21 protein-coding genes are annotated in these 23,325 nt (G+C 58.7%); 13 read left to right on the forward strand and 8 right to left on the reverse strand.

What is annotated here, in order from left to right:
• Positions 1 to 27: 27 nt before the first annotated feature.
• From CC94_RS0100675 to CC94_RS0100690, 3 genes are all read right to left on the reverse strand, one after another.
• Complete coding sequence (locus CC94_RS0100675) at positions 28 to 414, reverse strand: HTH domain-containing protein (RefSeq protein WP_005373094.1); 387 nt, start codon at positions 412 to 414, stop codon at positions 28 to 30.
• 659 nt (positions 415 to 1,073) lie between these two features.
• Positions 1,074 to 1,840, reverse strand: a protein-coding gene (locus tag CC94_RS25375) for an IS5 family transposase (RefSeq protein WP_157203341.1) whose coding sequence is annotated in 2 segments (ribosomal slippage) — positions 1,074 to 1,465 and positions 1,465 to 1,840 — 768 coding nt in all. Because the reading frame shifts where the segments join, the coding sequence is not laid out codon by codon here.
• Between the two features lie 97 nt (positions 1,841 to 1,937).
• The gene (locus CC94_RS0100690) at positions 1,938 to 2,558 is read right to left on the reverse strand and encodes a TetR/AcrR family transcriptional regulator (RefSeq protein ID WP_005373095.1); all 621 of its coding nucleotides are present in this window, start codon (positions 2,556 to 2,558) and stop codon (positions 1,938 to 1,940) included.
• A 117-nt stretch (positions 2,559 to 2,675) separates the two neighbouring features.
• Between CC94_RS0100690 and CC94_RS0100695 the strand changes: the two genes are divergently transcribed.
• The 4 genes from CC94_RS0100695 to CC94_RS0100715 all read left to right on the forward strand — a co-directional run bounded on the left by CC94_RS0100695 (position 2,676) and on the right by CC94_RS0100715 (position 9,912).
• Positions 2,676 to 3,932, forward strand: coding sequence for an efflux RND transporter periplasmic adaptor subunit (locus CC94_RS0100695; protein ID WP_005373096.1), 1,257 nt, complete (start codon positions 2,676 to 2,678; stop codon positions 3,930 to 3,932).
• A 3-nt stretch (positions 3,933 to 3,935) separates the two neighbouring features.
• Positions 3,936 to 7,133: an efflux RND transporter permease subunit gene (locus CC94_RS0100700; RefSeq protein WP_005373097.1), complete on the forward strand. Its 3,198-nt coding sequence runs from the start codon at positions 3,936 to 3,938 to the stop codon at positions 7,131 to 7,133.
• Positions 7,130 to 8,590, forward strand: coding sequence for an efflux transporter outer membrane subunit (locus tag CC94_RS0100705; RefSeq protein ID WP_005373099.1), 1,461 nt, complete (start codon positions 7,130 to 7,132; stop codon positions 8,588 to 8,590). The genes CC94_RS0100700 and CC94_RS0100705 overlap by 4 nt, the downstream gene beginning before the upstream one ends.
• Positions 8,591 to 9,114: 524 nt before the next feature.
• A complete protein-coding gene (locus CC94_RS0100715; RefSeq protein WP_051911342.1) occupies positions 9,115 to 9,912 on the forward strand; it encodes a hypothetical protein in 798 nt (265 codons plus the stop codon).
• 40 nt (positions 9,913 to 9,952) lie between these two features.
• Here the strand turns inward: CC94_RS0100715 and CC94_RS0100720 are convergent, their stop codons facing one another.
• On the reverse strand, positions 9,953 to 10,372 hold the full coding sequence (locus CC94_RS0100720) for a cupin domain-containing protein (protein ID WP_036304184.1): 420 nt from the start codon (positions 10,370 to 10,372) through the stop codon (positions 9,953 to 9,955).
• A 228-nt stretch (positions 10,373 to 10,600) separates the two neighbouring features.
• On the opposite strand from CC94_RS0100720, the gene CC94_RS0100725 reads away from it, so the two are divergent.
• Positions 10,601 to 11,950, forward strand: a complete 1,350-nt coding sequence (locus CC94_RS0100725; protein WP_031429494.1) for a cyclic 2,3-diphosphoglycerate synthase — start codon at positions 10,601 to 10,603, stop codon at positions 11,948 to 11,950.
• A gap of 461 nt (positions 11,951 to 12,411) precedes the next feature.
• Positions 12,412 to 12,642, forward strand: coding sequence for a hypothetical protein (locus CC94_RS0100730; RefSeq protein ID WP_031429496.1), 231 nt, complete (start codon positions 12,412 to 12,414; stop codon positions 12,640 to 12,642).
• Between the two features lie 19 nt (positions 12,643 to 12,661).
• Here the strand turns inward: CC94_RS0100730 and trhA are convergent, their stop codons facing one another.
• Positions 12,662 to 13,318, reverse strand: a complete 657-nt coding sequence (gene trhA / locus CC94_RS0100735) for a PAQR family membrane homeostasis protein TrhA (protein WP_005373108.1) — start codon at positions 13,316 to 13,318, stop codon at positions 12,662 to 12,664.
• A 229-nt stretch (positions 13,319 to 13,547) separates the two neighbouring features.
• On the opposite strand from trhA, the gene CC94_RS0100740 reads away from it, so the two are divergent.
• Positions 13,548 to 13,955 carry a phosphate-starvation-inducible PsiE family protein gene (locus CC94_RS0100740; protein WP_005373109.1) on the forward strand — a complete coding sequence of 136 codons (408 nt, stop codon included), beginning with the start codon at positions 13,548 to 13,550 and terminating at the stop codon, positions 13,953 to 13,955.
• A 132-nt stretch (positions 13,956 to 14,087) separates the two neighbouring features.
• Here the strand turns inward: CC94_RS0100740 and arcC are convergent, their stop codons facing one another.
• Entirely contained in the window at positions 14,088 to 15,017 is a 930-nt protein-coding gene (gene arcC, locus CC94_RS0100745) for a carbamate kinase (RefSeq protein ID WP_005373110.1), read from the reverse strand.
• Positions 15,018 to 15,352: 335 nt separating this feature from the next.
• On the opposite strand from arcC, the gene CC94_RS0100750 reads away from it, so the two are divergent.
• Genes CC94_RS0100750 through CC94_RS0100770 form a run of 5 tightly spaced genes read left to right on the forward strand, consistent with a single transcriptional unit; the run spans position 15,353 to position 19,310 of the window.
• The gene (locus CC94_RS0100750; RefSeq protein ID WP_005373111.1) at positions 15,353 to 16,324 is read left to right on the forward strand and encodes a protoglobin domain-containing protein; all 972 of its coding nucleotides are present in this window, start codon (positions 15,353 to 15,355) and stop codon (positions 16,322 to 16,324) included.
• Positions 16,321 to 16,698, forward strand: coding sequence for an STAS domain-containing protein (locus tag CC94_RS0100755; RefSeq protein WP_005373112.1), 378 nt, complete (start codon positions 16,321 to 16,323; stop codon positions 16,696 to 16,698). The genes CC94_RS0100750 and CC94_RS0100755 overlap by 4 nt, the downstream gene beginning before the upstream one ends.
• Positions 16,691 to 17,092: an anti-sigma regulatory factor gene (locus CC94_RS0100760; protein ID WP_005373113.1), complete on the forward strand. Its 402-nt coding sequence runs from the start codon at positions 16,691 to 16,693 to the stop codon at positions 17,090 to 17,092. The genes CC94_RS0100755 and CC94_RS0100760 overlap by 8 nt, the downstream gene beginning before the upstream one ends.
• Entirely contained in the window at positions 17,080 to 17,697 is a 618-nt protein-coding gene (locus tag CC94_RS0100765) for a SpoIIE family protein phosphatase (protein ID WP_005373114.1), read from the forward strand. The genes CC94_RS0100760 and CC94_RS0100765 overlap by 13 nt, the downstream gene beginning before the upstream one ends.
• Positions 17,694 to 19,310 (forward strand): SpoIIE family protein phosphatase, encoded by a 1,617-nt coding sequence (locus tag CC94_RS0100770; protein ID WP_031429498.1) that lies wholly within the window; start codon positions 17,694 to 17,696, stop codon positions 19,308 to 19,310. The genes CC94_RS0100765 and CC94_RS0100770 overlap by 4 nt, the downstream gene beginning before the upstream one ends.
• Before the next feature lie 113 nt (positions 19,311 to 19,423).
• On the opposite strand, the gene uvrB is transcribed toward CC94_RS0100770, so the two are convergent.
• Both uvrB and mntA read right to left on the reverse strand, forming a co-directional pair.
• On the reverse strand, positions 19,424 to 21,430 hold the full coding sequence (gene uvrB / locus CC94_RS0100775) for an excinuclease ABC subunit UvrB (RefSeq protein WP_005373116.1): 2,007 nt from the start codon (positions 21,428 to 21,430) through the stop codon (positions 19,424 to 19,426).
• Positions 21,431 to 21,434: 4 nt separating this feature from the next.
• Entirely contained in the window at positions 21,435 to 21,857 is a 423-nt protein-coding gene (gene mntA / locus CC94_RS0100780) for a type VII toxin-antitoxin system MntA family adenylyltransferase antitoxin (RefSeq protein ID WP_005373117.1), read from the reverse strand.
• A 105-nt stretch (positions 21,858 to 21,962) separates the two neighbouring features.
• On the opposite strand from mntA, the gene CC94_RS0100785 reads away from it, so the two are divergent.
• Entirely contained in the window at positions 21,963 to 23,144 is a 1,182-nt protein-coding gene (locus CC94_RS0100785; RefSeq protein ID WP_005373118.1) for a pyridoxal phosphate-dependent aminotransferase, read from the forward strand.
• Positions 23,145 to 23,325: the final 181 nt, after the last annotated feature.

Below are 23,325 nucleotides of genomic sequence, written 5' to 3' on the forward strand. Positions count from 1 at the left end.
TTTTAAAACTATTATACCAATAAAGTTTTAAGTTCTCGGATATATTTCCCGCATCTTCTCCACCTGTCTCATCACCGCTTCAACCAGAAAATCCGGTTCCTTCACCTCCACATCCGCCCCATATTTCCGGGTCAAAAGATGCTGGCAGATCAACAGGCCGTGCAGTTCGTCGGCGCTGAACCACAGTCCGGGCAGTTCGTAGGGATGCTCGCCGTCGCGGCGGTTATAAAAATAACCGTTGCGTTTTTTGTCGTATTCGACCGGCGCGCCGAGATAGTCTTCCATTTCTTCCAGCGCCCTTGCCACCGTGGCGCGGGAGCATTGCAGTTCCTGCTTCAACGCTTTCATCGAAATCGGCGTGCGGCGGCTCGCGAAAAGATTGTGCAATTTGAAGATCCGGTCGAAGCGATCCATATTTTTACCCTTTGAACTCGATGGTCATGGCGCGTTCTTCATGGCGAAAGTAAGAAAACCCGCAACGGCATCGTGCGCCGCGGCAGCTTGAGACTTTGAAGCAAAGACAGTTTACTAGAATCGGTCCTCTGCGTATATTAACTGCGGAAGATGAAACAAGCTAGAGCGCAAACAAGTAGTTCAGGGATTCCGGAGGTTGGGCAATGCCGTAAAGGATTGGGTCGATATTAACTTGCTGGTATGGGTGGTAGACCTGCCAGGTTTTAAAAACCTGGCAGGTCTTGGACCAATACCGTTAAGTTAAGGCCACAACGTCATTCCGGCAGTGATTGCCGGACGACTGCAGGGATGCAGGAGGCACGAGCCCAAGGAAGGGCGAGGTAGATCGCGTCAGGAACACGCGATCGAGGGCAACGCAGGGAGCAGTTGCCGAATCCAGAAGCCAAGGATGGCAGCTCTAAAATACATCCCTATATTCTGGATCTCGGCAATCCCTGCCGAGATGACGGCTTAACTTAACGGCATGGGGTCTTGGACCAGGAAGTTATTTGGAACCAAATCCTAAGTTTAAGAGATAAAGTAAGAGATAAAGATAGCTGTAGGCTTCAGGCCTTCAAACGATAGCGCGATTGCCTTGGTTTGATGCCTAGATAGTGTCGTCATAAGATAGCTGTCCACAGGGCGATGCACCGGATCTGCACAGCGGCCAGGAACGATGCGGTGTTCTTGGCATAGCGTGTGGCAATACCTCGCCAGCGCTTGAGGTGCAAGAACGCGTTTTCTACTAAATGCCGCAGTTTGTACAGGTCGCGATCGTAGTCGCGGGGTTGTTTTCGATTGCGGCGTGGCGGAATGACCACCGTCATCTGATTTGCTTCGGCTTGGGCTACGATAGCATCGCTATCGTAGCCTTTGTCCGCCAATAAGTACTGAGCATCCACGCCTTCGATCAAGGCTGAAGCCTGCGAACAATCTGCTGTGGTACCTGCTGTAATAAGGATTCTGACCGGCATACCATGCGCATCCACGGCCAGATGTATCTTACTGTTGAGCCCCCTTTTGTGACCGCCATGCCCTGATTGCCGCCTTGCGCGCCGGTCGCATGCGGATGGACTTTGATGTGGCTGGCATCAATCATCAACCATTCATAGTCGGGTTCGGTGACCAACTGTTCCAACAGGGCTTCCCAGACGCCGTGATCTCGCCAACGGCAAAACCGGCGATGGGTGTTCTTCCAATCGCCATAGTCAGGTGGCAGGTCGCGCCATGGCGCACCGGTACGCAAAATCCAGAAGACCGCATTGATAAACAAGCGGTTGTCTCGCGCTTTTCCGCCCCAGGCCCCGGCACGGCCGGGCAGATGGGGTTCCAGTAAGCTCCAAACCGTATCGGAAATGTCATGGCGGCGGTGGGCAGGTTGGGACATGGCTCTTTAATCTCATCAGCAACGACAATCTCCGTATTATACCTGACAAAGACTTATCTTGTGACGACACTATCTAGGGCCTGGGCCGCCTTGCTTCTCATTTTTTCTCCGCCGCGCAGCCGTAAAGAAATAAGCGGACGGCCTGTTGCGCCCAGGCTTCGATTTCCGCTTCCGTCGGCGTGTTTTCCAGTCCAAGCTGCAGTTTCTGGAAACGTTCGCTACGCAGGCAACTCAGGAATTGGTCCGCCAAAACATGGGGATCGACGGGAATAATCCGTCCCGCGGCCCGCTGCCGGGCAAAATATTGCGCCAAATGTTCGAGCGTGCGCTTTGGCCCCTGCTCGTAAAACTGCGTGGCAAGATCCGGAAAACGCGGCGATTCGCCGATCAGGATCGAGCGCATGCGCACGACATCGGGCCGGGTGATACGGAACAGAAATTCTTTGGCAAAAGCGGCAAGCGCGATTTCCGGCTGTCCCTGCAGGGACAGCGTGCCGACGAACTGGTCGCTGCAACGCCTGATCAGCGCGCCGAACAGGCCGGCTTTGCTGCCGAACTGGCTGTAGATCGTCCGCAAAGACACCCGCGCGTCTTTGGCGATCGCTTCCATGCTGAGATTTCCGTAGCCGTGTTCCAGAAATAGCGTCAACGCCGTATCCAGCACCCGGTCGCGGCTTAAAAGTTCGCTGCCTTTGGCAGGACGTCCGCATTTGATCATGAAGTGTCGCCCATAAAATCATCTTTGACGAGAGATTATAAAGAAATAATCGTAATTCGAAATAAATGGTAATATATATTACCGTTTTTAAATCCATTTCATCACGGGCAAAAAAGGATGATAAAGAATACTCGCAGGCCAATCGTTATCCAGCGCAACAGCCTTTCCTGGGAATTGTCCACTGTCCTACCCGAAGGCACTCTTTTCTTGGACCGCTTTCGCATCCGTCTGGGGCATCTGGCCGGATTGGCCGCAATGGCCGCCCTCGTTGCGGCCGGCGGCTGCAAAGATGCCGAGGCGCCCGGCGCCCAGCCGCCCCAAGGCCCTCCGCCCAACGTAAAAATCGCCCAACCCGTGAGCCGCGCCGTGACCGAATGGGACGAATACACCGGCCGGCTCGAAGCGGTGGAAGCGGTCGAAGTACGCGCCCGGGTCAGCGGCTATCTGGACAAGGTCAACTTCAAGGACGGCGAGAAAGTCCGGAAAGGCGACCTGCTGTTCGTGATCGATCCCCGTCCCTTCAAGGCCCAGCTCGACTATGCGAAAGCGGAACTGGAGCGGGTCAAGTCCCGGAAGGAGCTGGCGCAAAACGATCTGGACCGGGCCGAACGGCTGTTCAAGGTCAAGGCGATCTCCAAGGAAGAATACGACGCCCGCCAGAAAGGCTTGCGCGAGGCATCGGCAGTGGTCGCCTCCGCCGCCGCCAATGTCGAAACCGCGCGCCTGAATCTCGAATACACCCAGATCCGCGCACCGATCGACGGCCGCATCAGCAGAGAACTGATCACGGTCGGCAACCTGGTCAAGACGGATGACACGCTGCTGACCACGATCGTATCGACCAACCCGGTCTATGTCTATGTCGATGCGGACGAACGCGCGGTACTGAAATACCGCCGGCAAAAAAACGGAGGTACGGCGGCCGCCATCGACGGCACCCCGGTGGAATTGGCGCTGGCCGATGAAAACGACTTTCCGCACCGGGGCGTGCTCGATTACATCGCGCCCCGCGAAGATACGGCCACCGGCACGATTACGCTGCGCGGCGTCTTTCCCAACGATGACGACTTTCTGAGACCCGGCTTTTTCGCAAGGTTGCGGGTGCGCCTCGGCGAACCCTATCCCGCCCTGCTGATTCCGGATCAGGCGATCGGTACCGACCAGGCCAACCGTTTCGTCTGGGCCGTCAAGCCCAATAACGAGGTGGAATACCGCACGGTCGAGCTGGGCGCGCATATCGGGCAGTCGTATGTGATCCGGAAAGGACTGAAACCGGACGAGTGGATCGTGATCGAAGGATTGCAAAAAATCCGCCCCGGCATCACGGTCAACCCCGAACGCATTAACCTCGCCGAAACCCAACCCGGACAATAGACCATGGGCCGATTCACCGATTTTTTCATTGGCCGGCCGATCTTCGCCTCGGTTTTATCAATTCTGATCGTGCTGGTCGGCGGCATCTCCCTGATCCAGCTGCCGATCGCGCAATATCCCGAAATCGCGCCTCCCACCATCCAGATCAGCACGGTCTATCCCGGCGCGAACGCGCAGGTCGTCGCCGAAACGGTCGCCACCCCGCTCGAACAGGAAGTCAACGGGGTCGAGGATATGCTGTACTTGTCCTCGCAATCGACCAACAGCGGCAACATGGCGCTGACGGTCACCTTCAAGCCGGGCACCAATATGGACAAGGCGCAGGTGCTGGTACAGAACCGGGTCGCACTGGCCGAGCCGAAGCTGCCCGAAGAAGTGCGCCGTCAGGGCATCAGCGTGAAAAAACGCAGTCCGGACCTGAGCCTGGTGGTCAATCTGATTTCGCCGGACAAGCGCTACGACAGCGTTTATCTGAGCAATTACGCACTGCTGCAGTTGAAAGACACGCTGGCGCGGCTGCCGGGCGTCGGCGATCTCGCGATCTTCGGCGCGCGCGACTACAGCATGCGCCTGTGGCTGAATCCGGAAAAGATCGCCGCGCGCGATCTGACCGCGAGCGACGTGGTGAACGCGATCCGCGAACAGAACATCCAGGTGGCGGCCGGCGTGGTCGGCCAGCCGCCTGCCACCGAAAAAACCGACTTCCAGTATACGATCAGCACGCTCGGCCGGCTGAGCGAGCCCGAGCAATTCGCCGACATCGTGATCAAGCAGGGTCCCGAAGGCCAAATCACGCGGCTGAAAGACGTCGCCCGCATCGAGTTGGGCGCGAAGGACTACAATTCCGGCCTGTTCCTGGACGGCGAACCTTCGGTCGGCCTCGCAATTTTCCAACTGCCCGGCTCCAACGCGCTCGAAACCAAGGAAGCGGTCATGGATGCGATGGCCAAGTTGAAGAAAAACTTCCCCAAAGGCATGGACTACGTGCTGGTCTACGATACGGTCGTGTTCGTCCAGAAGTCGATCGAAGCGGTGGTGAAGACCTTGTTCGAAGCCATCCTGCTGGTCGTGCTGGTGGTCGTGATCTTTTTGCAGAACTGGCGCGCGACCGTCATTCCGCTGCTCGCGGTGCCGGTGTCGCTGATCGGCACGTTCGCGGTGATGGCCGCCCTCGGCCTGTCGCTGAATACGCTGTCGCTGTTCGGGCTGGTGCTCGCGATCGGGATCGTCGTCGATGACGCGATCGTCGTGGTCGAAAACGTCGAGCGCCACATCGCGCTGGGTCTGAGAGCCCGGGAAGCGGCGCGCAAGGCGATGTCCGAAGTCGTCGGCCCGATCATCGCGACCGCGCTGGTGCTGGTCGCGGTGTTCGTGCCGACCGCGTTCATCACCGGCGTGTCGGGTGCATTCTACAAACAGTTCGCGTTGACCATCGCGGTGTCGACCCTGATCTCCGCGTTCAACTCGCTGACCCTGAGCCCGGCGCTCTGCGCGCTATTGCTGGACCGCGCGCACGGCGACAAGGACTGGTTTACGCGCCTGTTCGACCGCCTATTCGGCCGTTTCTTCCATGTTTTCAACCGGTTTTTCGACCGCTTCAGCGAAGGCTACTCGCGCCTGGTCGGCCGGCTGATCCGGATGACCGCGGTCGTGCTGGTCCTTTACGTCGGACTCAACGGCCTGAACATCCTGGCGTTCGAAAAAGTACCGACCAGCTTCATCCCGCAACAGGACCAGGGCTATCTGATACTGTATGCGCAGTTGCCTGATGCGGCTTCGCTGAGCCGTACGCAGGCCGTGGTACAGCAGACGACGAAAATCGTACTGGATACGCCGGGCGTGAACCATGTGATCGCTTACGCGGGCTGGTCGGTGATCTCGGGCGCCAACCAGTCCAACGTCGCCACCCTGTTCGCGCGCCTGAAGCCTTTCGAAGAACGCGCCGGACGGCCCGATCTGTACGCCGACTCGGTGATCAAAAAACTCAACCAAAGCCTTGCGGCCGTGCAGGATGCGCATATTGCGGTGTTTCCGCCGCCCCCGGTCCGCGGCATCAGTACGATCGGCGGCTTCAAGCTGCAAATCCAGGACCGCACCAATGCGGGAATCGCCGAACTGCAGCGGGTGAATGCGGAAATGATCGCCCAAGGTAACCGGCAGCCCGGCTTGACCGGTCTGTTCACGACCTTTCGCGCCGACGTGCCGCAGTTGTTCGTGGATGTGGACCGTACCCGCGTCAAGGCGATGAACGTGCCGCTGCAGGAGGTCTTCGATACCTTGCAGATTTATCTGGGCTCTGCGTACGTGAACGATTTCAACGCCTTCGGACGGACCTATCAGGTAATCGCCCAGGCCGATTCCGAATTTCGCCTGCGCCCCGAGGATATCGCCGAACTGAAGACCCGGAACGTGAAAGGCGGCATGGTGCCGCTGCGCTCTCTGGTCGAGGTCGAGGACATCAAAGGGCCGGACAAGATCACCCGCTACAACATGTATCCCGCCGCCGAGATCAACGGCAGCACCCTGCCCGGCGTCAGCTCGGGCCAGGCGATCGAGCTGATGGACAAGGTTCTGAACGCGGAACTGCCGCGGGGATTCGGCTACGAATGGACCGAGCTCAGCCTGCAGCAGATACTGGCCGGCAACGTCGCGCTGCTGGTGTTTCCGCTCAGCGTGGTCTTCGTGTTCCTGGCGCTCGCCGCCCAGTACGAAAGCTGGTCGCTGCCGTTCGCGGTGATCCTGATCGTGCCGATGTGCATCCTGTCCTCGATGGCGGGCGTCTGGATGAGCGGGATGGACAACAACATCTTCACCCAGGTCGGCTTCATCGTACTGGTCGGCCTGGCCAGCAAAAACGCGATCCTGATCGTCGAGTTCGCCAAGCGCCGGCACGAAGAGGGCCTCGATCACTTCACAGCCGCCGTCGAAGCCTCCCGAATCCGGCTGCGTCCGATCCTGATGACTTCGTTCGCGTTCATCATGGGCGTATTTCCGCTGGTGGTCGCCGAAGGCGCCGGGGCCGAATCGCGCCGGCTGCTGGGCACGGCGGTGTTCAGCGGGATGACCGGCGTCACCTTGTTCGGCCTGCTGCTGACGCCGGTCTTTTATGTCACGGCGCAGGGCCTGGCGCAACGTATGGCCGCGTCAAAATCTAAAACCGGCCAGGCGGCCGATCAACTTTCCTCCGGATCGAAATCATGAGTGCGTCGACCGTTACCCCGTACATGAGAGTGTTTTTCGGGAGAAGATTTTTCCCGTTCGCGTTATCGGGCGCCGCCTTACTGGCCGGCTGCGCCGTCGGACCCGACTACGAAACACCGGCCGCACCGGCGCCGGCCGCTTTTTCGAATGCCGAGCTTGAGAGTTATTCGGATCAAGAAACGCAAAAAGATTGGTGGAAACTGTTCGGGGACGCCGAACTGAACGCCCTGGTCGACCGGGCCCTGCAGCATAATTACGATCTGCAAGGCGCGCTCGCCAATCTTCGGGAAGCCCGGGCGCTGTACCTGGAGTCCGGACTGAATCTGGCGCCGATCGTCACTTCGCATGCGAACTACACCGACCAGAAGCGCAGCGTCGGCTCGTTGAACAACCGGAATTTCGTTCCGCGCGGCCTGAAGCTCTACAGCGCCGGCTTCGACGCGTTCTGGGAGGTCGATTTCTTCGGCCGCGTGCGCCGCGACATCGAAGCCAGCCGCGGCGAGGTCGAGGCGCAGGAAGCCAGTCTGCGTGATCTGCAAGTCAGCGTGATCGCCGAAGTCGCCCGGAACTATTCCGAATTGCGCGGGCTGCAGAATCAGCTCGCCGTCGCCCGAAAAAACGCCGCGAACCAGGCCGAGACGCTGGAGATCACCCAAGCCCGCCTCGAAATCGGCCGCGGCACCGAGCTAGATACCTCCCGCGCCTCGGCCCAGCTCGATTCGACCCTCGCCACCGTTCCGCCGCTGGAAGCCGCGGTCAAACAGGCCATCCATCGGCTCGGCGTGCTGACCGGCCAGGCGCCCGGCGCACTCGACGCGAAACTGGCGCCGCCTGCGCCGATCCCGAAACTGCCCGGGAACATCGCGATCGGCAGCCCGTCCGATCTGCTGCGCCGCCGGCCCGACATCCGGATCGCGGAACGGACGCTGGCGGCATCGACCGCCCGAATCGGCGTCGCGACCGCCGACCTGTTTCCGCGCGTGACTTTCGTCGGCACCCTGTCGCTGGAAGCGAGCACCTTGTCGGGGCTGGGCGCGGTCGGCTCCGAAACTTACTCCGCGGGGCCGCGCATCAGTTGGCCCGCGCTGGACCTGGGCCGCGTCTATGCCCGGATCAAGGCTGCCGATGCGAACGCCGACGCCAATCTGGCCCAATACCGGCAAACCGTGCTGAATGCGCTGGAGGAAACCGAAAACACGCTGGTCACCTATGACCGGGAGCGCAGCCGGCGAACACACCTGCTGGCGGCGGCGGAAGCCAGCGAAAAAGCGCACCAACTGGCCCACTTGCGCTTCGAAGAAGGCATCGCCGATTTTCTGACCGTGCTGGACAGCGAGTCGCGGCTACTGCAGGACCAAAGCCAGCTGGCCCAAAGCGAAACCGCCGTGGCAACCGCCCTGGTCGCGATTTATAAGGCCCTGGGCGGCGGTTGGGAAACGCTGCCGGTAAAAAAATGACCCGGCCTCATGGAGGCGGCCGATTTAAAGCCTGAGTCGGCCGATGCCTTATCGATAAGCTCGACGCATCGCATCCGGCTCGCTTTACAGCGGCCCGTACGGCCTCCCCGGACTTCCCCGGTGCGCCGCGCTTGCAGGTTTTTGTTTGCTCGCGAGAATTCATTGTGTATGATAAAAGCCAGTAATTCAGCCTTGTTCGCGGTTTACTTCCCGGATTCCGGCCCCATAGCCGGGATAAAAAACGGCTTTCCGAAGGACTAAAATCCGTCGTTCGAATCGCGAACCGCTAATTTGTTTCGCCCGTACCAAGACGGTGGCTTTGCGTGGACGTCCTTGGAAAATTCCGGCTTTCCTCCGCACGCCGCCTACGCTACGGCTGTCGAACAGGCAGGAAGAGGCATAAGAATTATGATAATCGCCCTCCCTTTCCATCTCGGAAATTTCCTACCAGAATACGCGTTCCGCTTGTCTTTTTGACCGGCGAAATCTTGACCGGCTTTTCAACTACCGTAGGGATCTGATCTATGGAAACCAATGCAACACCCCAACCCCATGACCATCCACTCAAGGGACTCAACCTGGTCAGTTTTTCGACTTCGATAAAGCTGTTGTTCAGCGGCTACCTGACGACCGTCGGGGTCGGCTATCTGATCGCGCTGACCCAGATCCTGTTTACGCACGGGATGGCCGACGGCAAGTTCGGCCTCTCGTTCGACGACATCGTGTACAGCTATTACGGCGACCGCACCAGTTCTTCTCTGGAAGGCAAGCTGAACGGATCGATGCACGACAAAGCGCCCGACGAAGACCGTTTCCGGATCATCCAATGGGTTCGGGACGGAGCGGACGAGAAGGAATATACCATCTACATCAAGCCGATCATCGACGATCACTGCGTAATGTGCCATAACGCGAACGCCGGATCCCTGCCCGACTTCAGCAATTACGCAAACCTGGCAAAATACGCCAGCACCAACACCGGCGCGACCTTCGAAGCGCTGGTCCGGGTTTCGCACATCCACATCTTCGGGATCAGCTTCATCTTCATGTTCGTCGGCCTGATCTTCAGCTTCAGCACCGGCGTGCCGAAACAATACAAATACGCCGCGATCAGCATGCCGTATGTGTTTCTATTGGTCGACATCGCATCCTGGTGGCTGACCAAACTTTCGCCGCACTTCGCGATCTTCATCGTACTGGCCGGCACGGGCATGGCGATGTCGTTCGCCTATATGTGGTGCGTATCGATGTACCAGATGTGGATTGTGGGACCGGTTCTGCATCAGGAAGACGCACGGAACGCCTTATTGCGCGACGATTAGCCGCATGCAGGCGCCGCGGAGCCTGCGGAAAAGCGCGGGCTCACGCGGACAAAACGTCCGGCGATAAGGCAGCCGTCCCGCCTGAATCAGGCTCGTCGTCGATGTCTTCGTAGGCTTCATTCGTGAAACGGGGACTGCATACGGCGAGAAAGATCAGATCGCCTGCCCCGGTGTTGGCAATCCGCTGAGGGCAGGACGGCGGAATCAATACCACATCGCCGGGGCCGACCTCCTGCGGCGGCAGACTGCCGATTTCCACCCGTCCCCTGCCTTCAAGAATCACATAGCGTTCCGCCGTCTCCCTGACCCGATGCCGGCGCGTCGTCACGCCGGGCGCCACGCGCGCCCGCGCGATCGATACGGCCGGATCATCCGGCGTATTCGACAATTCGGCGATAAAGCATCTTTCCTTCGTATAAAACTCCAACTCGGGATCGAAGCACTTGACGGTCTCTTTCATGACGGTATTCCTTAAGCCGGCCGACGGCCTGAACGGTAAAATAAAACGGCAAAGCCAATCCGGATGCAAGTTTAACGCGAATCCGGACCGATTCATCTCCTTGCTCATTTGTTCAATAAGCTGGGCGGAATTTTTCTTGGGAAATTTTTCGAATCGCCGTCAAGAATCCCCATTAGGGGTCATCCGGATTTATAATGTAGGCTCACCGACAAGCTGACGAGAGTTCTTATGGGCACTCCAGGAAGACGTACGCGACTGCTGATCATGGGCGCGGCCGGACGCGATTTCCACAACTTCAACCGCGTTTACCGCGACGATCCGACCAGCGAAGTCGTCGCGTTCACCGCCGCGCAAATTCCGGATATTGCCGGCCGCCGCTATCCGGCCGCGCTGGCCGGCCCCCTGTATCCCGAAGGCATTCCGATCGTCGATGAAGCCGAGCTCGAAGCTCTCTGCAAAGCGTATAGGATCGATCGGGTTGTCTTCTCATACAGCGATGTGCCCCATACCGACGTGATGCATGCGGCCTCGATCGCGCTCGCGCAAGGCGCCGATTTTCTGCTGCTGGGACCGAACCGGACGATGCTGGAAGCCTCGGTGCCGGTGATCGCCTGCTGCGCGGTACGCACCGGCTGCGGCAAATCGCAAACGACGCGCTGGCTGTCCGGACGGCTGCAGGCGCAAGGCTTGAAAACCGCAGTGATCCGCCATCCGATGCCTTACGGGGATCTGAAAAAACAGGCGGTGCAGCGGTTCGCCAGCCGCGCCGACCTCGATGCGGCCGATTGCACGGTCGAGGAACGCGAGGAATACGAGCCGCATCTGGCCCTGGGCAATACGGTGTTCGCGGGGATCGATTACGCCGAGATCGTTCCGCGCGCCGAACGGGAAGCCGACATCATCCTGTGGGACGGCGGCAATAACGATTTTCCGTTCGTGCGTCCGGATCTGCTGATCGTGCTGGCCGATCCCCTGCGGCCCGGACACGAAACCGCCTATCATCCCGGAGAAGCGGTATTGCGGATGGCCGACATCGTGCTGATCGGAAAGACCAATTCGGCGGCGGAGGCGGACGTGCGGCGGGTCGCCGATTCGGCGCGGCGATTGAACCCTCGCGCGCCGATCCTGCGCGGCGCATCGGTCGTGCAGCTGGATCAACCGGAAAAGGTGGCCGGCAAACGGGTGCTCGTGGTCGAAGACGGTCCCACCCTCACGCACGGCGGCATGGCCTACGGCGCGGGATACGTCGCGGCCATGGAAGCCGGGGCCGGAGAGATCGTCGACCCGCGCGCTTTCGCGGCCGAAGAGATCGCCGGCCTCTACCGCCGTTATCCGCACATAGGAAAGGTGCTGCCGGCCGTAGGCTACCATCCGCGGCAGCTCAAAGCCCTGCGGGAGACCATCAATGCCGCGCCGGCCGACGCGGTGATCACCGCCACCCCGTGCGATCTGGCGGCGCTGATCGCGATCGATAAGCCGGTGTTCCGCGCCGGCTATGAATTCGCGGAAATGGGCAAGCCCTCGCTAAGCGGATTGATAGACCGGTTTTTGAGAGACAAAAACCTGATTTCGGCGTGAAAGCAAGCATGGGGCGAATACCGAAGGCGATCCGCCAATCCGAAGCCGACATATAGAGCGCAGCTTGCGCGCACCGCTTCAAAGCCACAGAAACCGGTCGGCGTCATAGCCGTTCAGAATGGCGGAACCCGGTAAACCGGTTCCGCCTTACGCGGTTCCCCCCGCCCCGCGAAGACGTTCGATTCGCCGCATCGAGGACGGGGCCATATTGTCTTTTTCCGTTTCTGAAAAATCCATTTACGAGCCCGGCTATCTCCGGATACTTCATATTTAACATTAAGTTATTGTTTTCATTTAATTAACCCCATCATTGCCAGAACGATTAAAAAATTGACATTCCTAGGAATTAAGCGCTTACTGTCCCCTAATCCACGCAGGAAATTGAAAGAGGAATTATTCACTCTCAATTGCTTGTCGCCCCCGCCCTGACATCTATCTGCCCAAGGACGTAAGAGAGATTTATGAATATCAACCAGAGAATCAGAGCCGACATTGTGTCGCCTTTCGAAGACATCGATGTACTGGGCGTGGTCGTTCATCGGTTAGCCAGGATCCATGACCAGATAAGACTGCCCGGTTATCTGTATAAGCGCGGCGATTACTTCGTTTCCGACGGTTCCGGAACCTGTATTTACCGCCCGGAAGATGACGACTTTGACAGAGTCTGGGCAGGCGGCGAGTGGGCCAATTAGCATTAGGTTGCCTGGAAGGCTAGACCGCGTACCAAAGCACCGCAAAATAGTGGCACGAAGTCCCCGCAATGACACACAAATGCCAGATCAAATGCCCGTACTTCAGGTAAGAGTCGGTGACCAGAAAAGCCACGCCCACCGTATAAGCCACACCTCCGGCAATCAAGAGGCGCACGCCGGACTCAGGCACTACGGCAAATAAGGGATCGAAGGCAATCACGATGAGCCAGCCCATCAGCAGATAAAGGCTCGTAGGAATCATCAGATGGAGCATTTTATTAAAGATCACCATCGCCGCTCCGATCGTGGCAAGTCCCCAAATCAGGCCGAGCAGGGTCCAGCCCCAAGCCCCATGAAGCACCCCTAATGTGAAAGGCGTGTAGGTACTCGCGATGAAGATAAAAATCGCCGCTTGTTCGCTGGCCCGAAACAGATGCTTGGCTTTTCCTGTAGGTAAAGCATGGTAAAGCGTGGAAAGAAAATACAGCAGCACCATCGAAGCCGAGAAGAGGCTCGCCCCGATGATAAGCTTCGAGTTTCCATGCCGTGCCGCCTGCAGGATCAGCAACGGCGTTCCCAACAGGGCCCCGACCAGACCTAGCCCATGACTTATACTGTTGGCGATTTCTTCCAGCCGCGACTGTTCACGCGTCGGCGCTGAAAATAATTTACGCATACCCGTTGCCCTTGCTGTCTATTGGTAAAATTCTTGTTGTGCTGGATGGCCTTACTGTAAATTTATTGAGTTTGGAAAATTGGATGTGGCCGCTTTCGCTGGAGTTCAAACGCTCTCTAAAAAGGATCTAGGGTTTCGGCTTGTTTCTTGATTCGATAGCCTTTAATTCAACGAGGAGACGGTGAAACCTAAGAGGCTGTGGAAGGTAAGAAATTTCCGGAGTGATCGTATGTTGAGTTTAATCGAGAGAATCGAAAGGGGTGTGGTCTTCATCCTGGTTATTCTGCTGCTCCTCTCCGTCATCCTGGGTACTGTTGAGTTAGGAAGGGTGCTTATCACCAAAATTATCACAGCGCCTCGGTTTCTAGTCGATGTGAACACCCTCTTTGAATCCTTTGCTCTTTTTCTGGTCATCGTGGTCGGGCTGGAGCTTTTGAAATCCATAAAAAGCTATTTGGTGCAAGGCTCGATAAATCCGTCCTTCGTGATTGAAGTCGCCATCATCGCTCTGGGCAACAAACTGATCACGCTGGATTTTAAGGAGGCTCACACAGAGCTGCTCTTGGGAATGGCGGTAATATTGTTCGGACTGGCCGCGATCTATTTCGTTTTAAAAAAATTTAATAACCGGGACTAAAGACTTCGGCTTCGAAATGTGCGATTACGCAAGCTCATCGCGCCTACATGTTGAATGACAGCTTATTTGCCATTTCATATCCTGCGAATGAAATCCTAACCCGAAAATTCAAGGCTTTATTGCCGCGAAATTTCAATCCCACTCGCCGATACCTTCGATCTCCAAGGAAATGCGCGTGCCGGCGGTGCCGGCCAGAATCGCGGCCGCATCCTGCAACCTCCCGATAAAGGCCGTGCCGCCGGTTTCCGCAAATTCGCAGGCCGCCGCGATCTTCGGCGCCATCGAACCGGGCGCGAACGCCATCTGGCGGACCGCATCGGGCGAGACGGCGCGCAGCGCCCGCGCCTTAGGCTTTCCCCAATCCCGGTATACCGCATCGACGTCGGTCAGCATCATCAGCGCGTCGGCGCCAAGCTCGCGGGCGAGCAGCGCGCTGGCCCGGTCCTTATCGATTACCGCTTCGATGCCTTCCAACCGACCCTGCCCGCCGCGCACGACCGGAATGCCTCCGCCGCCGGCGCAGATCACGACGACGCCGCGGCCGAGCAGCAGCCTGATCACGTCGATCTGCAGAATTTTCCGCGGCAAGGGCGAGGCCACGACGCGCCGGTAATGCGTGCCGTCCGGCGCAATGCGCCAGCCTCGCTCCTGCGCGAGCCGTTCGGCCGCGGCCTCCGTGTAAACCGGGCCGATCGGCTTGGAAGGCGCCTGAAAGGCCGGGTCGTCCGGATCGACCTCGATCTGGGTCAGCAGCGTGGCGCAAAGGCGGCCCGTCGGCAATACGTTGATCAATTCCTGCTCGATCAGATAGCCGATCATGCCTTCCGTCTCGGCATCGAGAATATCCAACGGGTAGCTTTCATCCGGCGCATAGGCGGCGCTTTGCAGCGCCAGCAGGCCGACCTGCGGGCCGTTGCCGTGCGTGACCACCAGCTCATGCCCATGCGCCAGCGGCGCCAGCGCCTCCGCCGCCATTTTAATGTTGCGGCGCTGGTTTTCGGGTGTTAGTCTTTCGTGGCGGCGCAAAAGCGCATTGCCGCCCAATGCGATGATCAATCTCATAGTTTATTTGGATGCGGAAACTCACCGTATTTTCCAAAACAAAGGCAACGGAATACCAACGAGGAAGCCTGCCGGAGCTTCCGTACCCATTGTAGCGGCTCCCTCTGCCGCAGAACAACTGAACCGGAGCGTCAACGGACAAATCGAACAATTCCGAAGGGCCGTGATCTATATTTAAATAAGCTTCTGAAATGCGGCGGCCCCGCGCCCGAGTCTTTGCTCGACGAACAGGGAATAAGGCGGTAAAAATCGAGAAGAGGATCCACTATTGACGACCTGTCCCACCATGACCTCATGCCGGCGACGGCCGGCATCCAGAGCAGGAGGAATACCCGATGGCTGAATATACGAATCAGGATTCAGAAAAGTCGCTCATGGAGGAAATAGGCATTACCGACCGGGAAATCGCCAATCGCCGGGCATTCCTGGAATTAGGCGAGGCAGACGAAAAAGAACTGCTGAGCATCGACCCGGCTGCCCAGGCGTATGCGGACCCGGTCATCGAAGATTTTTACAAGCATCTCCTCGCTTTCGAGGAAACCCGGGTCTTCTTTCAAGACCCGCAAGTGCTGGAACGGGTCAAGCGCGCTCAGAAGCGGTATTTCGCAAGGCTCACACAGGGGGGTTACGACAAGGACTATATCGAAGACCGCCTCAAAATCGGCGCGGTGCACGAACGCATCGGCCTGCCCATGAAAGCGTATCTGGGCATGTACAGCTTTTACTTGAGGAATGTCGCGCACCGCCTTTTCGAAGCTCATGAAGACGAGCAGGGAAAAGCGCTTCGTGCCTTTCTCTCGCTGTTGAAGGTGGTTTTCCTGGATATGGGACTGGCGATCGATACCTACATCAACCGCCGCGAACAACTGATCGGCAAACAGCAGGAAGCGATGCGCGAGCTGCCGACGCCGGTGCTGCGGGTCCGCGAACGGCTGCTGATACTGCCGGTCGTCGGGGTGCTCGAATCGTATCGCGCCCACCAGTTGACCGAGCAATTGCTCGAAAGCATCGGCGCGACCCGCGCCAAGGTCGCGATCGTCGATATTACCGGCGTGCCGCTCGTGGATTCCAGGGTCGCCAACCATCTCCTGCAGACGGTCAGCGCGGCCCGGCTGATGGGAGCGGCCGTGATCCTGACCGGCCTGTCTCCGCAAATCGCGCAGGCGCTGGTCGCGATCGGGGTGGACCTGAGCCAGGTCAAAACCACGGTTGACCTGCAGAGCGGCCTGGAAGAGGCCGAACGTTTGCTGGGTTACCGGCTGGTTCCCGCAAGCGATAAGCCCCGTTCCGATCAAGCGCATCCATGAGTACGCCGATCCTGAAGCAAGGCCATTACCTGATCGCCTCCCTGCAGCCCGAACAGTCCGATACGGACTTGCTGCAGTTGCAGGACATCCTGGTGGAACAGGTGGGCCGGTTCCGCTCGCGCGGCTTGATTCTGGACGTCACCCTGCTCGACGTGATGGATTCCTTCGCCACGCGCACCCTGCGCAACATCGCCCAGGCCGTCAGCCTGCGCGGCGCCGAAACGGTCATCGTCGGCATTCGGCCCGAAATCGCGTTTGCGATGGTGCAGCTGGGACTGGACGCGCGCCTGTCCGGCGTGCGAACCGCCCTGGATCTGGAAGAAGCGCTCGCTATCCTGAACCGCCGCTGCCAGGAAGGGATGTGCCGTGACTGACGTAATCCGGATCGCAATCCGCTGCGATGCCGATATCGTGCTGGTACGCCAGCAGGCGCGCCTGCTGGCCAGGGAGCTGGGATTTTCGGGCTCGGACCTGACCTTGATCGCGACCGCGCTGTCCGAACTCGCGCGCAACATCGTCGAATATGCCCGGCAGGGAGAAATCGTGTTGAGCCAGATCCGGCAAGGCAGACAACTTGGCATTACGATCGTCGCCCGCGACCATGGGCCCGGCATCGCCGACATCGAACGGGCGATGCAAGACGGCTACTCGACCGGAAAAGGACTGGGGTTGGGACTGCCGGGAGCCAAACGCCTGATGGACGAGTTCGAGATCACCTCCGCCGAAGGGCAAGGCACAACTATAAAGGCGACCAAATGGGTACGTTGATCGAACACGGCATTGCCGCACGGACTCTGCCGGGAGAACGCGTATCCGGCGATCAGGCGTTGGTCAAGCCTTTTGCGGACGGCGTACTGGCCGCCGCGATCGACGGCCTGGGCCACGGCGAAGCCGCGCAGGCCGCCGCAGGGCTTGCGGCGGACACCCTGGAACGGCATGCCGGGGAAGAGCCGGTTGCGCTGGTAGGGCGCTGCCACGCGGCCCTCAAGGGCACGCGAGGCGCGGCGATGAGCCTGGCATCGATCAGGGCGCACGGGGTGATGACCTGGCTGGGCGTGGGCAATGTCGACGCTCGGCTGCTGCGCATTTTCGGCACGCCGCCCAGCCGGGAAACGCTGTCGACCCGCGGCGGCGTGGTCGGTTATCAACTGCCGCCGCTGCGCGCCTATCAGCTTTCCTTGACTGCCGGCGATCTGCTGATTTTCACGACGGACGGCATCAACAGCGGCTACGGGAAGTATTTTCCCGCCGCCGACCCGCTGTTGCGCCACCAGCCGGTGCAAGACATCGCCGATCGCATCCTGACCCGTTTCGGTAAAACGACCGACGATGCGGTGGTCCTCGTCATTCGATACCGGGACTCAATGCCATGATAGACAGGGTTAACGAAATCATCCAAATTTACACGGAAGAATTGCGTGCCTATCTGGCCGAAGGCGGCGAGGCCCGCCTCGAGCGCGCCTATGAGATCGGCCGCCGGGCCGTCGAATCCGACCTGGGCGTGCTGGACATGGAAACGATTTTTCGTGAAGCGCTCGAATCGGTCCTGCAGCGCCTGTCGAGCCCTGCCAAGATCCTGCGCACGGTCGAAATGGCGGCGGAATTCTGGGCGGAAAGCCTCGCGCCGTTCGAGATGACGCATCGCGGCTACCGGGAAGCCAACAACGAACTGCGCCAGCTCAACCAACGGCTGGAAACCGAAATCGACGAACGCAAGCGCGCCGAAACGGCGCTGCAGAAAGCGCATGACGAACTGGAACAACGGGTTCAACAGCGCACCGCCGAACTGGCCGAGGCCAACAGCAACCTGCAGGCCGAAATCGACGAGCGCAAACGCTATGAAGAGCGGCTGCTGCTGCGCGACCGCGCGATCGAGGCCTCCAGCGCGGGAATCATCATTACCGACGCGAAGCGTAAAGGTCATCCGATCATCTACGCCAATCCCGCGTTCTCGCAGATGACCGGTTACAGTCAGCAAGAACTGATCGGGCAGAATCCGCGGATTTTACAAGGCCCGGAGACCGCTCCGGAAGCGATCGAGACGATACGCGAGGCGCTGCGGGAAGGCAAGCCCTGCCTGACCACCTTGAAAAACTACCGCAAGAACGGCACGTGCTTCTGGAACGAACTGTTCATCTCGCCGGTATACGACAGCCGGGGCAACCTGACGCATTGGATCGGCGTGCAGACCGACGTAACGCAATTGCGGCGGGCAGAGGAAGAACGCCATGAACTGGAACTCGCCAAACAGATTCAGCTCTCGCTGTTGCCCGACGCGCCGCTGCACGTCGAAGGGGTGGTCATCGCGGGCTACTGCCTGCCGGCGACGCATGTAGGCGGGGACTATTTCGACTATTTCTACGGCCAGGACGCGATCGACATCGTGATCGCGGACGTCTCGGGACATTCGATGGGCGCCGCGCTGATCATGGCCGAAACGCGCAGCACCTTAAAAGCGGAAGCCCTGCGTACCCTGCATGTGCATCCCGAATCGGGGATGCTCGAAAAAGACGCCGGAACCGGCGACATCCTGCGCATCCTGAACGCGCTTCTTTACGAAGATCTCAGCAAGGCCGAGCTTTTCATCACGATGTTCTACATGAAATACAATCCGGCCACCCGGAAGCTGAGCTACGCGAACGCCGGCCATAACCGGCCGCTGCTGTTGCCGGCCGGCAAAACGGTCTGTTGCGAGCTGGATGCCGAAGGAATCATCTTCGGAGTCACCAAGGAAATCCAGTTCGAAGAAAAAAGCATCCTATTGAATCCGGGCGATCTGGTGCTGCTCTATACCGACGGCATTACCGAAGCGCAGAATCCGCGGGGGGAGTTTTTCGGCACCGAACGCCTGACCCGGATTTTCTCGACTCAGGGAGCCAAAAAGCCGCAGGAGATCATCAATACGATCGCAAAAGAGTTGCAAACCTTTGCCGAGAGCAGTTCCTTTGCTGACGATGTTTCGATGGTCGTTCTCAAGGTTCTGTAGGCATTTGATGCGCTTCACTTCGTTCAACACATCCTACGCTGCTTCGGTAGCGACGCAGCACACACGGCATAAACGCGGCACGGGCAAACTGCCGGATAAAAGGCCGCAGCCTGCTAGACCAGCACCTGCTCCTGCAACAGCTTGAGCTCGTCCCGGATTTTCGCCGCCTGTTCGAACTCCAGATCCTTCGCATGCTGGTACATCGCTTCCTCAAGCTGTTTGATCTTCTTCGCCAGCTGTTTTTGGGTCAGCGGTTTATAAGGCGCGGCCGGTTCGGCAACACGTTTCTGATTGCCGGGGATCGCAAGCCCCGCACCGGGAATCGCGGTCTGCAGAATATCGGTGACCGACTTGTACACGGTCGCCGGTGTAATGTTGTGCACCTCGTTGAAGCGGTGCTGCTTTTCGCGCCGGCGCTCGGTTTCCTCCATCGCCTGCTGCATCGATTTGGTGATCCGGTCGGCATACAGAATCGCCCTGCCGTGCACATTGCGGGCGACGCGGCCGATCGTCTGCACCAGCGATACGGTCGAACGCAGAAAACCTTCCTTGTCCGCGTCGAGAATCGCGACCAGCGACACTTCCGGAATATCCAGCCCTTCGCGCAGCAGGTTGATGCCGACCAGCACGTCGAACTGGCCGAGGCGTAAGTCGCGGATGATTTCGACGCGCTCAACCGTTTCGACATCGGAGTGCAGATAACGCACGCGGATGCCATGGTCGGTCAGGTATTCGGTCAGGTCTTCCGCCATCCGTTTCGTCAAGGTGGTGACCAGCACTCGTTCCTGGAGATCGATCCGCTTGTTGATTTCGGACAACAGGTCGTCCACCTGCGTCGTCGCCGGCCGTACCTCGACCTCGGGATCGAGCAGGCCGGTCGGCCGGACCACCTGATCGACGAATACGCCCGAATGCGCCTTTTCGTATGGGCCCGGCGTCGCCGAGACATAAATACGCTGCGGCGATTTCTGCTCGAACTCGTCGAAGGTCAGCGGCCGGTTGTCGAGCGCGGACGGTAGCCGGAAGCCGTATTCGACCAGCGTTTCCTTACGCGAGCGGTCGCCCTTGTACATCGCACCGATCTGCGGAATCGTCACGTGGCTTTCGTCGATCACGATGATCCCGTTTGCGGGCAGGTAATCGAACATTGTCGGCGGCGGTTCGCCGGGGCCGCGGCCGGACAGATGGCGGGAATAGTTTTCGATCCCGGAGCAATAGCCCATCTCCATGATCATCTCGATATCGAACAGCGTGCGCTGCTCCAGACGCTGCGCCTCGACCAGCTTGTTCAGCGCGCGCAGTTGTTCCAGACGCTGTTTCAATTCGACCTTGATTTTCTCGACCGCCTCCAGCAACTGTTCGCGCGGGGTCACGTAGTGATTCTTCGGATACACCGTATAACGCGCGACCTGGCGCAGAATTTCGCCGGTCAACGGATCGAACAGCGACAGGCGCTCGACTTCGTCGTCGAACAGTTCGACCCGGAGCGCTTCCGAGTCCGATTCGGCCGGATAGATGTCGATCACGTCGCCGCGCACCCGGTAGGTTGCGCGCCGGAGGTCGACATCGTTGCGGGTGTACTGCATCTCGGTCAAGCGGCGGATGAGCGCGCGCTGGTCGATCATGTCGCCCTTGACCAGGTGCAATACCATCTTGAAATACGACTCCGGCTCGCCCAACCCGTAGATCGCCGACACGGTCGCAACGACGATCGTATCCTCGCGCTCGATTAAAGCTTTCGTCGCGGACAGCCGCATCTGTTCGATGTGCTCGTTCAGCGAAGCATCCTTGTCGATATAGGTATCGGACGCCGGCACATAGGCTTCCGGCTGGTAATAGTCGTAATACGAAACGAAATATTCGACGCTGTTTTCCGGGAAGAACTCCTTGAACTCGCCGTAGAGCTGTGCGGCCAGCGTTTTGTTCGGCGCCATCACCATGGCCGGGCGCTGGGCTTGCTGGATTACATTCGCGATCGTGAAGGTCTTCCCCGAACCGGTCACGCCGAGCAGGGTCTGATGCAGTTCGCCGTCGTTCAAACCTTCGGTCAGTTGCGTGATCGCGCTCGGCTGGTCGCCGGCCGGCTGGAAGCGACTGTGGATTTTAAATTCTTTTTTCACTTGATTATTTCCCGATCCAAGCCTTTCTTCTCTCGGCGAGTATCCGGTTGCGGTAAGGCAAAAAATCCGCCTGTTCGAAAAGATGCTTGCGGATCAAATCGGCGTAACAAGTGTTGCTTCCGAAGAGCCGTTTGCCATGCCGGAGAATCTGCCCCAACAAAGGTTCGCCCACCATCCGAAGGTCGATCAGGTCGACAGGCCGACCGATGGCCGCGGACAGATCCCCGATCAGCTGCATTTTTGTTTCCGCATCCAAGGGACGCCCCGCGTCCAGCGCCAAATCGAGATCGCTGTCCGCGCGCGCCTTACCGGATGCCAGCGAACCGAATAAAATGACCAACTGCATCTCTTTTCGACCGGTCAGAACGGAGAGAACGGCCGACTCGAGGTTCGAATCGGGCGCGTGGGAGAACGGCTCAGTATTCATGGGATTTCGACGAGACTATCGCGTTTGCAATCGGTATCTGCATTTTACCAGACCAATAGAGTATAATTTGCGGCAATTATTGACATTGATTTTACACGGCGGAACATGAGCATCAAACTATCCCATAGAGTGCAGGCAGTCAAACCTTCCCCCACCCTGGCGATTACCGCCCGGGCCGCGCAAATGCGTGCAGCCGGCAAGGACATCGTCGGCCTCGGCGCGGGCGAACCCGATTTCGATACGCCCGAACACATCAAGGCGGCCGCGGTAGAAGCCCTGGCGAAAGGTTTCACCAAATACACCGCTGTGGACGGCATCGCGAGTTTGAAGAAAGCGATCATCGAAAAGTTCAAAAAGGACAACGGGCTCGACTATCAGCCGAAGCAGGTTCTGGTGTCCTGCGGCGGCAAACAGAGTTCGTTCAACCTGACGCAGGCGCTGTTGAACCCGGGCGACGAAGTGATCATCCCTGCCCCGTTCTGGGTGTCGTATCCGGACATGGTGCTGCTCGCGGACGGCGTGCCGGTGATCATCGAAACGACCCAGGCGCAGCGCTTCAAGATTACTCCCGAACAATTGCGCAAGGCGATTACCCCGAAAACCCGGTTGATCTTCATCAACAGCCCGTCGAATCCGTCCGGGATCGCCTATACGCTCGACGAACTGAAAGCGCTCGGCGACGTGCTGAAAGACTATCCGAACATCATCATCGCAACCGACGACATGTACGAACATATCCTCTGGAAGCAAGGCACGTTCGTGAACATCCTGAACGCGCATCCGGATCTGTACGACCGTACCGTGGTGATGAACGGCGTCTCGAAGGCCTACTCGATGACCGGCTGGCGCATCGGCTATGCGGCGGGCCCCGCCGACCTGATCGAGGCAATGACCACTGTGCAGTCGCAAAGCACCTCGAACCCGACCTCGATTTCGCAGGTCGCCGCCGAAGCGGCGCTGACCGGCGACCAAAGCTTCATCAACGACATGTGCGTCGAATTCAAGAAACGCCACGATTATGTGGTGGCCGAATTCAACAAGATCGACGGCATCGACTGCATCGAAACCGACGGGACTTTCTACGTGTTTCCGAACATCGAGAAACTGTTGGCTCGCCTGGACGGCATCGACGACGACTTGGCGTTTTCGGAATACCTGATCGAGAAGGCCGGCGTCGCGCTGGTGCCGGGTTCCGCCTTCGGCACGCCTGGCCACATCCGGATTTCGATCGCGACCAGCATGGCGAATCTGGAAAAAGCGATGGAGCGGATCCGCAACGCGGTTTGATCGCTCCTCCACCCACTAGAGCATTTTCGTTTTGGGTGTACGGTCATAAGCCATGCCGCAAAGTGAGGGGGAAACTCGTCATTCCGGCAGGGATTACCGGACGACTGCATGGATGCAGGAGATAGAGCAACGCAGGGAGCGGTTGCCGAATCCAGAAGCCAGGGATGGCAAGCTTTAATGC

The organism is Methylomicrobium agile, from assembly GCF_000733855.1.
Classification (GTDB): domain Bacteria; phylum Pseudomonadota; class Gammaproteobacteria; order Methylococcales; family Methylomonadaceae; genus Methylomicrobium; species Methylomicrobium agile.

What these genes read in the sequence shown, in the direction of transcription:
- CC94_RS0100675 (WP_005373094.1), bottom strand. Translation starts at nt 414, where the DNA reads ATGGATCGCTTCGACCGGATCTTCAAATTGCACAATCTTTTCGCGAGC.
- CC94_RS0100690 (WP_005373095.1), bottom strand. Translation starts at nt 2,558, where the DNA reads ATGATCAAATGCGGACGTCCTGCCAAAGGCAGCGAACTTTTAAGCCGC.
- CC94_RS0100695 (WP_005373096.1), top strand. Translation starts at nt 2,676, where the DNA reads ATGATAAAGAATACTCGCAGGCCAATCGTTATCCAGCGCAACAGCCTT.
- CC94_RS0100700 (WP_005373097.1), top strand. Translation starts at nt 3,936, where the DNA reads ATGGGCCGATTCACCGATTTTTTCATTGGCCGGCCGATCTTCGCCTCG.
- CC94_RS0100705 (WP_005373099.1), top strand. Translation starts at nt 7,130, where the DNA reads ATGAGTGCGTCGACCGTTACCCCGTACATGAGAGTGTTTTTCGGGAGA.
- CC94_RS0100715 (WP_051911342.1), top strand. Translation starts at nt 9,115, where the DNA reads ATGGAAACCAATGCAACACCCCAACCCCATGACCATCCACTCAAGGGA.
- CC94_RS0100720 (WP_036304184.1), bottom strand. Translation starts at nt 10,372, where the DNA reads ATGAAAGAGACCGTCAAGTGCTTCGATCCCGAGTTGGAGTTTTATACG.
- CC94_RS0100725 (WP_031429494.1), top strand. Translation starts at nt 10,601, where the DNA reads ATGGGCACTCCAGGAAGACGTACGCGACTGCTGATCATGGGCGCGGCC.
- CC94_RS0100730 (WP_031429496.1), top strand. Translation starts at nt 12,412, where the DNA reads ATGAATATCAACCAGAGAATCAGAGCCGACATTGTGTCGCCTTTCGAA.
- trhA (WP_005373108.1), bottom strand. Translation starts at nt 13,318, where the DNA reads ATGCGTAAATTATTTTCAGCGCCGACGCGTGAACAGTCGCGGCTGGAA.
- CC94_RS0100740 (WP_005373109.1), top strand. Translation starts at nt 13,548, where the DNA reads ATGTTGAGTTTAATCGAGAGAATCGAAAGGGGTGTGGTCTTCATCCTG.
- arcC (WP_005373110.1), bottom strand. Translation starts at nt 15,017, where the DNA reads ATGAGATTGATCATCGCATTGGGCGGCAATGCGCTTTTGCGCCGCCAC.
- CC94_RS0100750 (WP_005373111.1), top strand. Translation starts at nt 15,353, where the DNA reads ATGGCTGAATATACGAATCAGGATTCAGAAAAGTCGCTCATGGAGGAA.
- CC94_RS0100755 (WP_005373112.1), top strand. Translation starts at nt 16,321, where the DNA reads ATGAGTACGCCGATCCTGAAGCAAGGCCATTACCTGATCGCCTCCCTG.
- CC94_RS0100765 (WP_005373114.1), top strand. Translation starts at nt 17,080, where the DNA reads ATGGGTACGTTGATCGAACACGGCATTGCCGCACGGACTCTGCCGGGA.
- CC94_RS0100770 (WP_031429498.1), top strand. Translation starts at nt 17,694, where the DNA reads ATGATAGACAGGGTTAACGAAATCATCCAAATTTACACGGAAGAATTG.
- mntA (WP_005373117.1), bottom strand. Translation starts at nt 21,857, where the DNA reads ATGAATACTGAGCCGTTCTCCCACGCGCCCGATTCGAACCTCGAGTCG.
- CC94_RS0100785 (WP_005373118.1), top strand. Translation starts at nt 21,963, where the DNA reads ATGAGCATCAAACTATCCCATAGAGTGCAGGCAGTCAAACCTTCCCCC.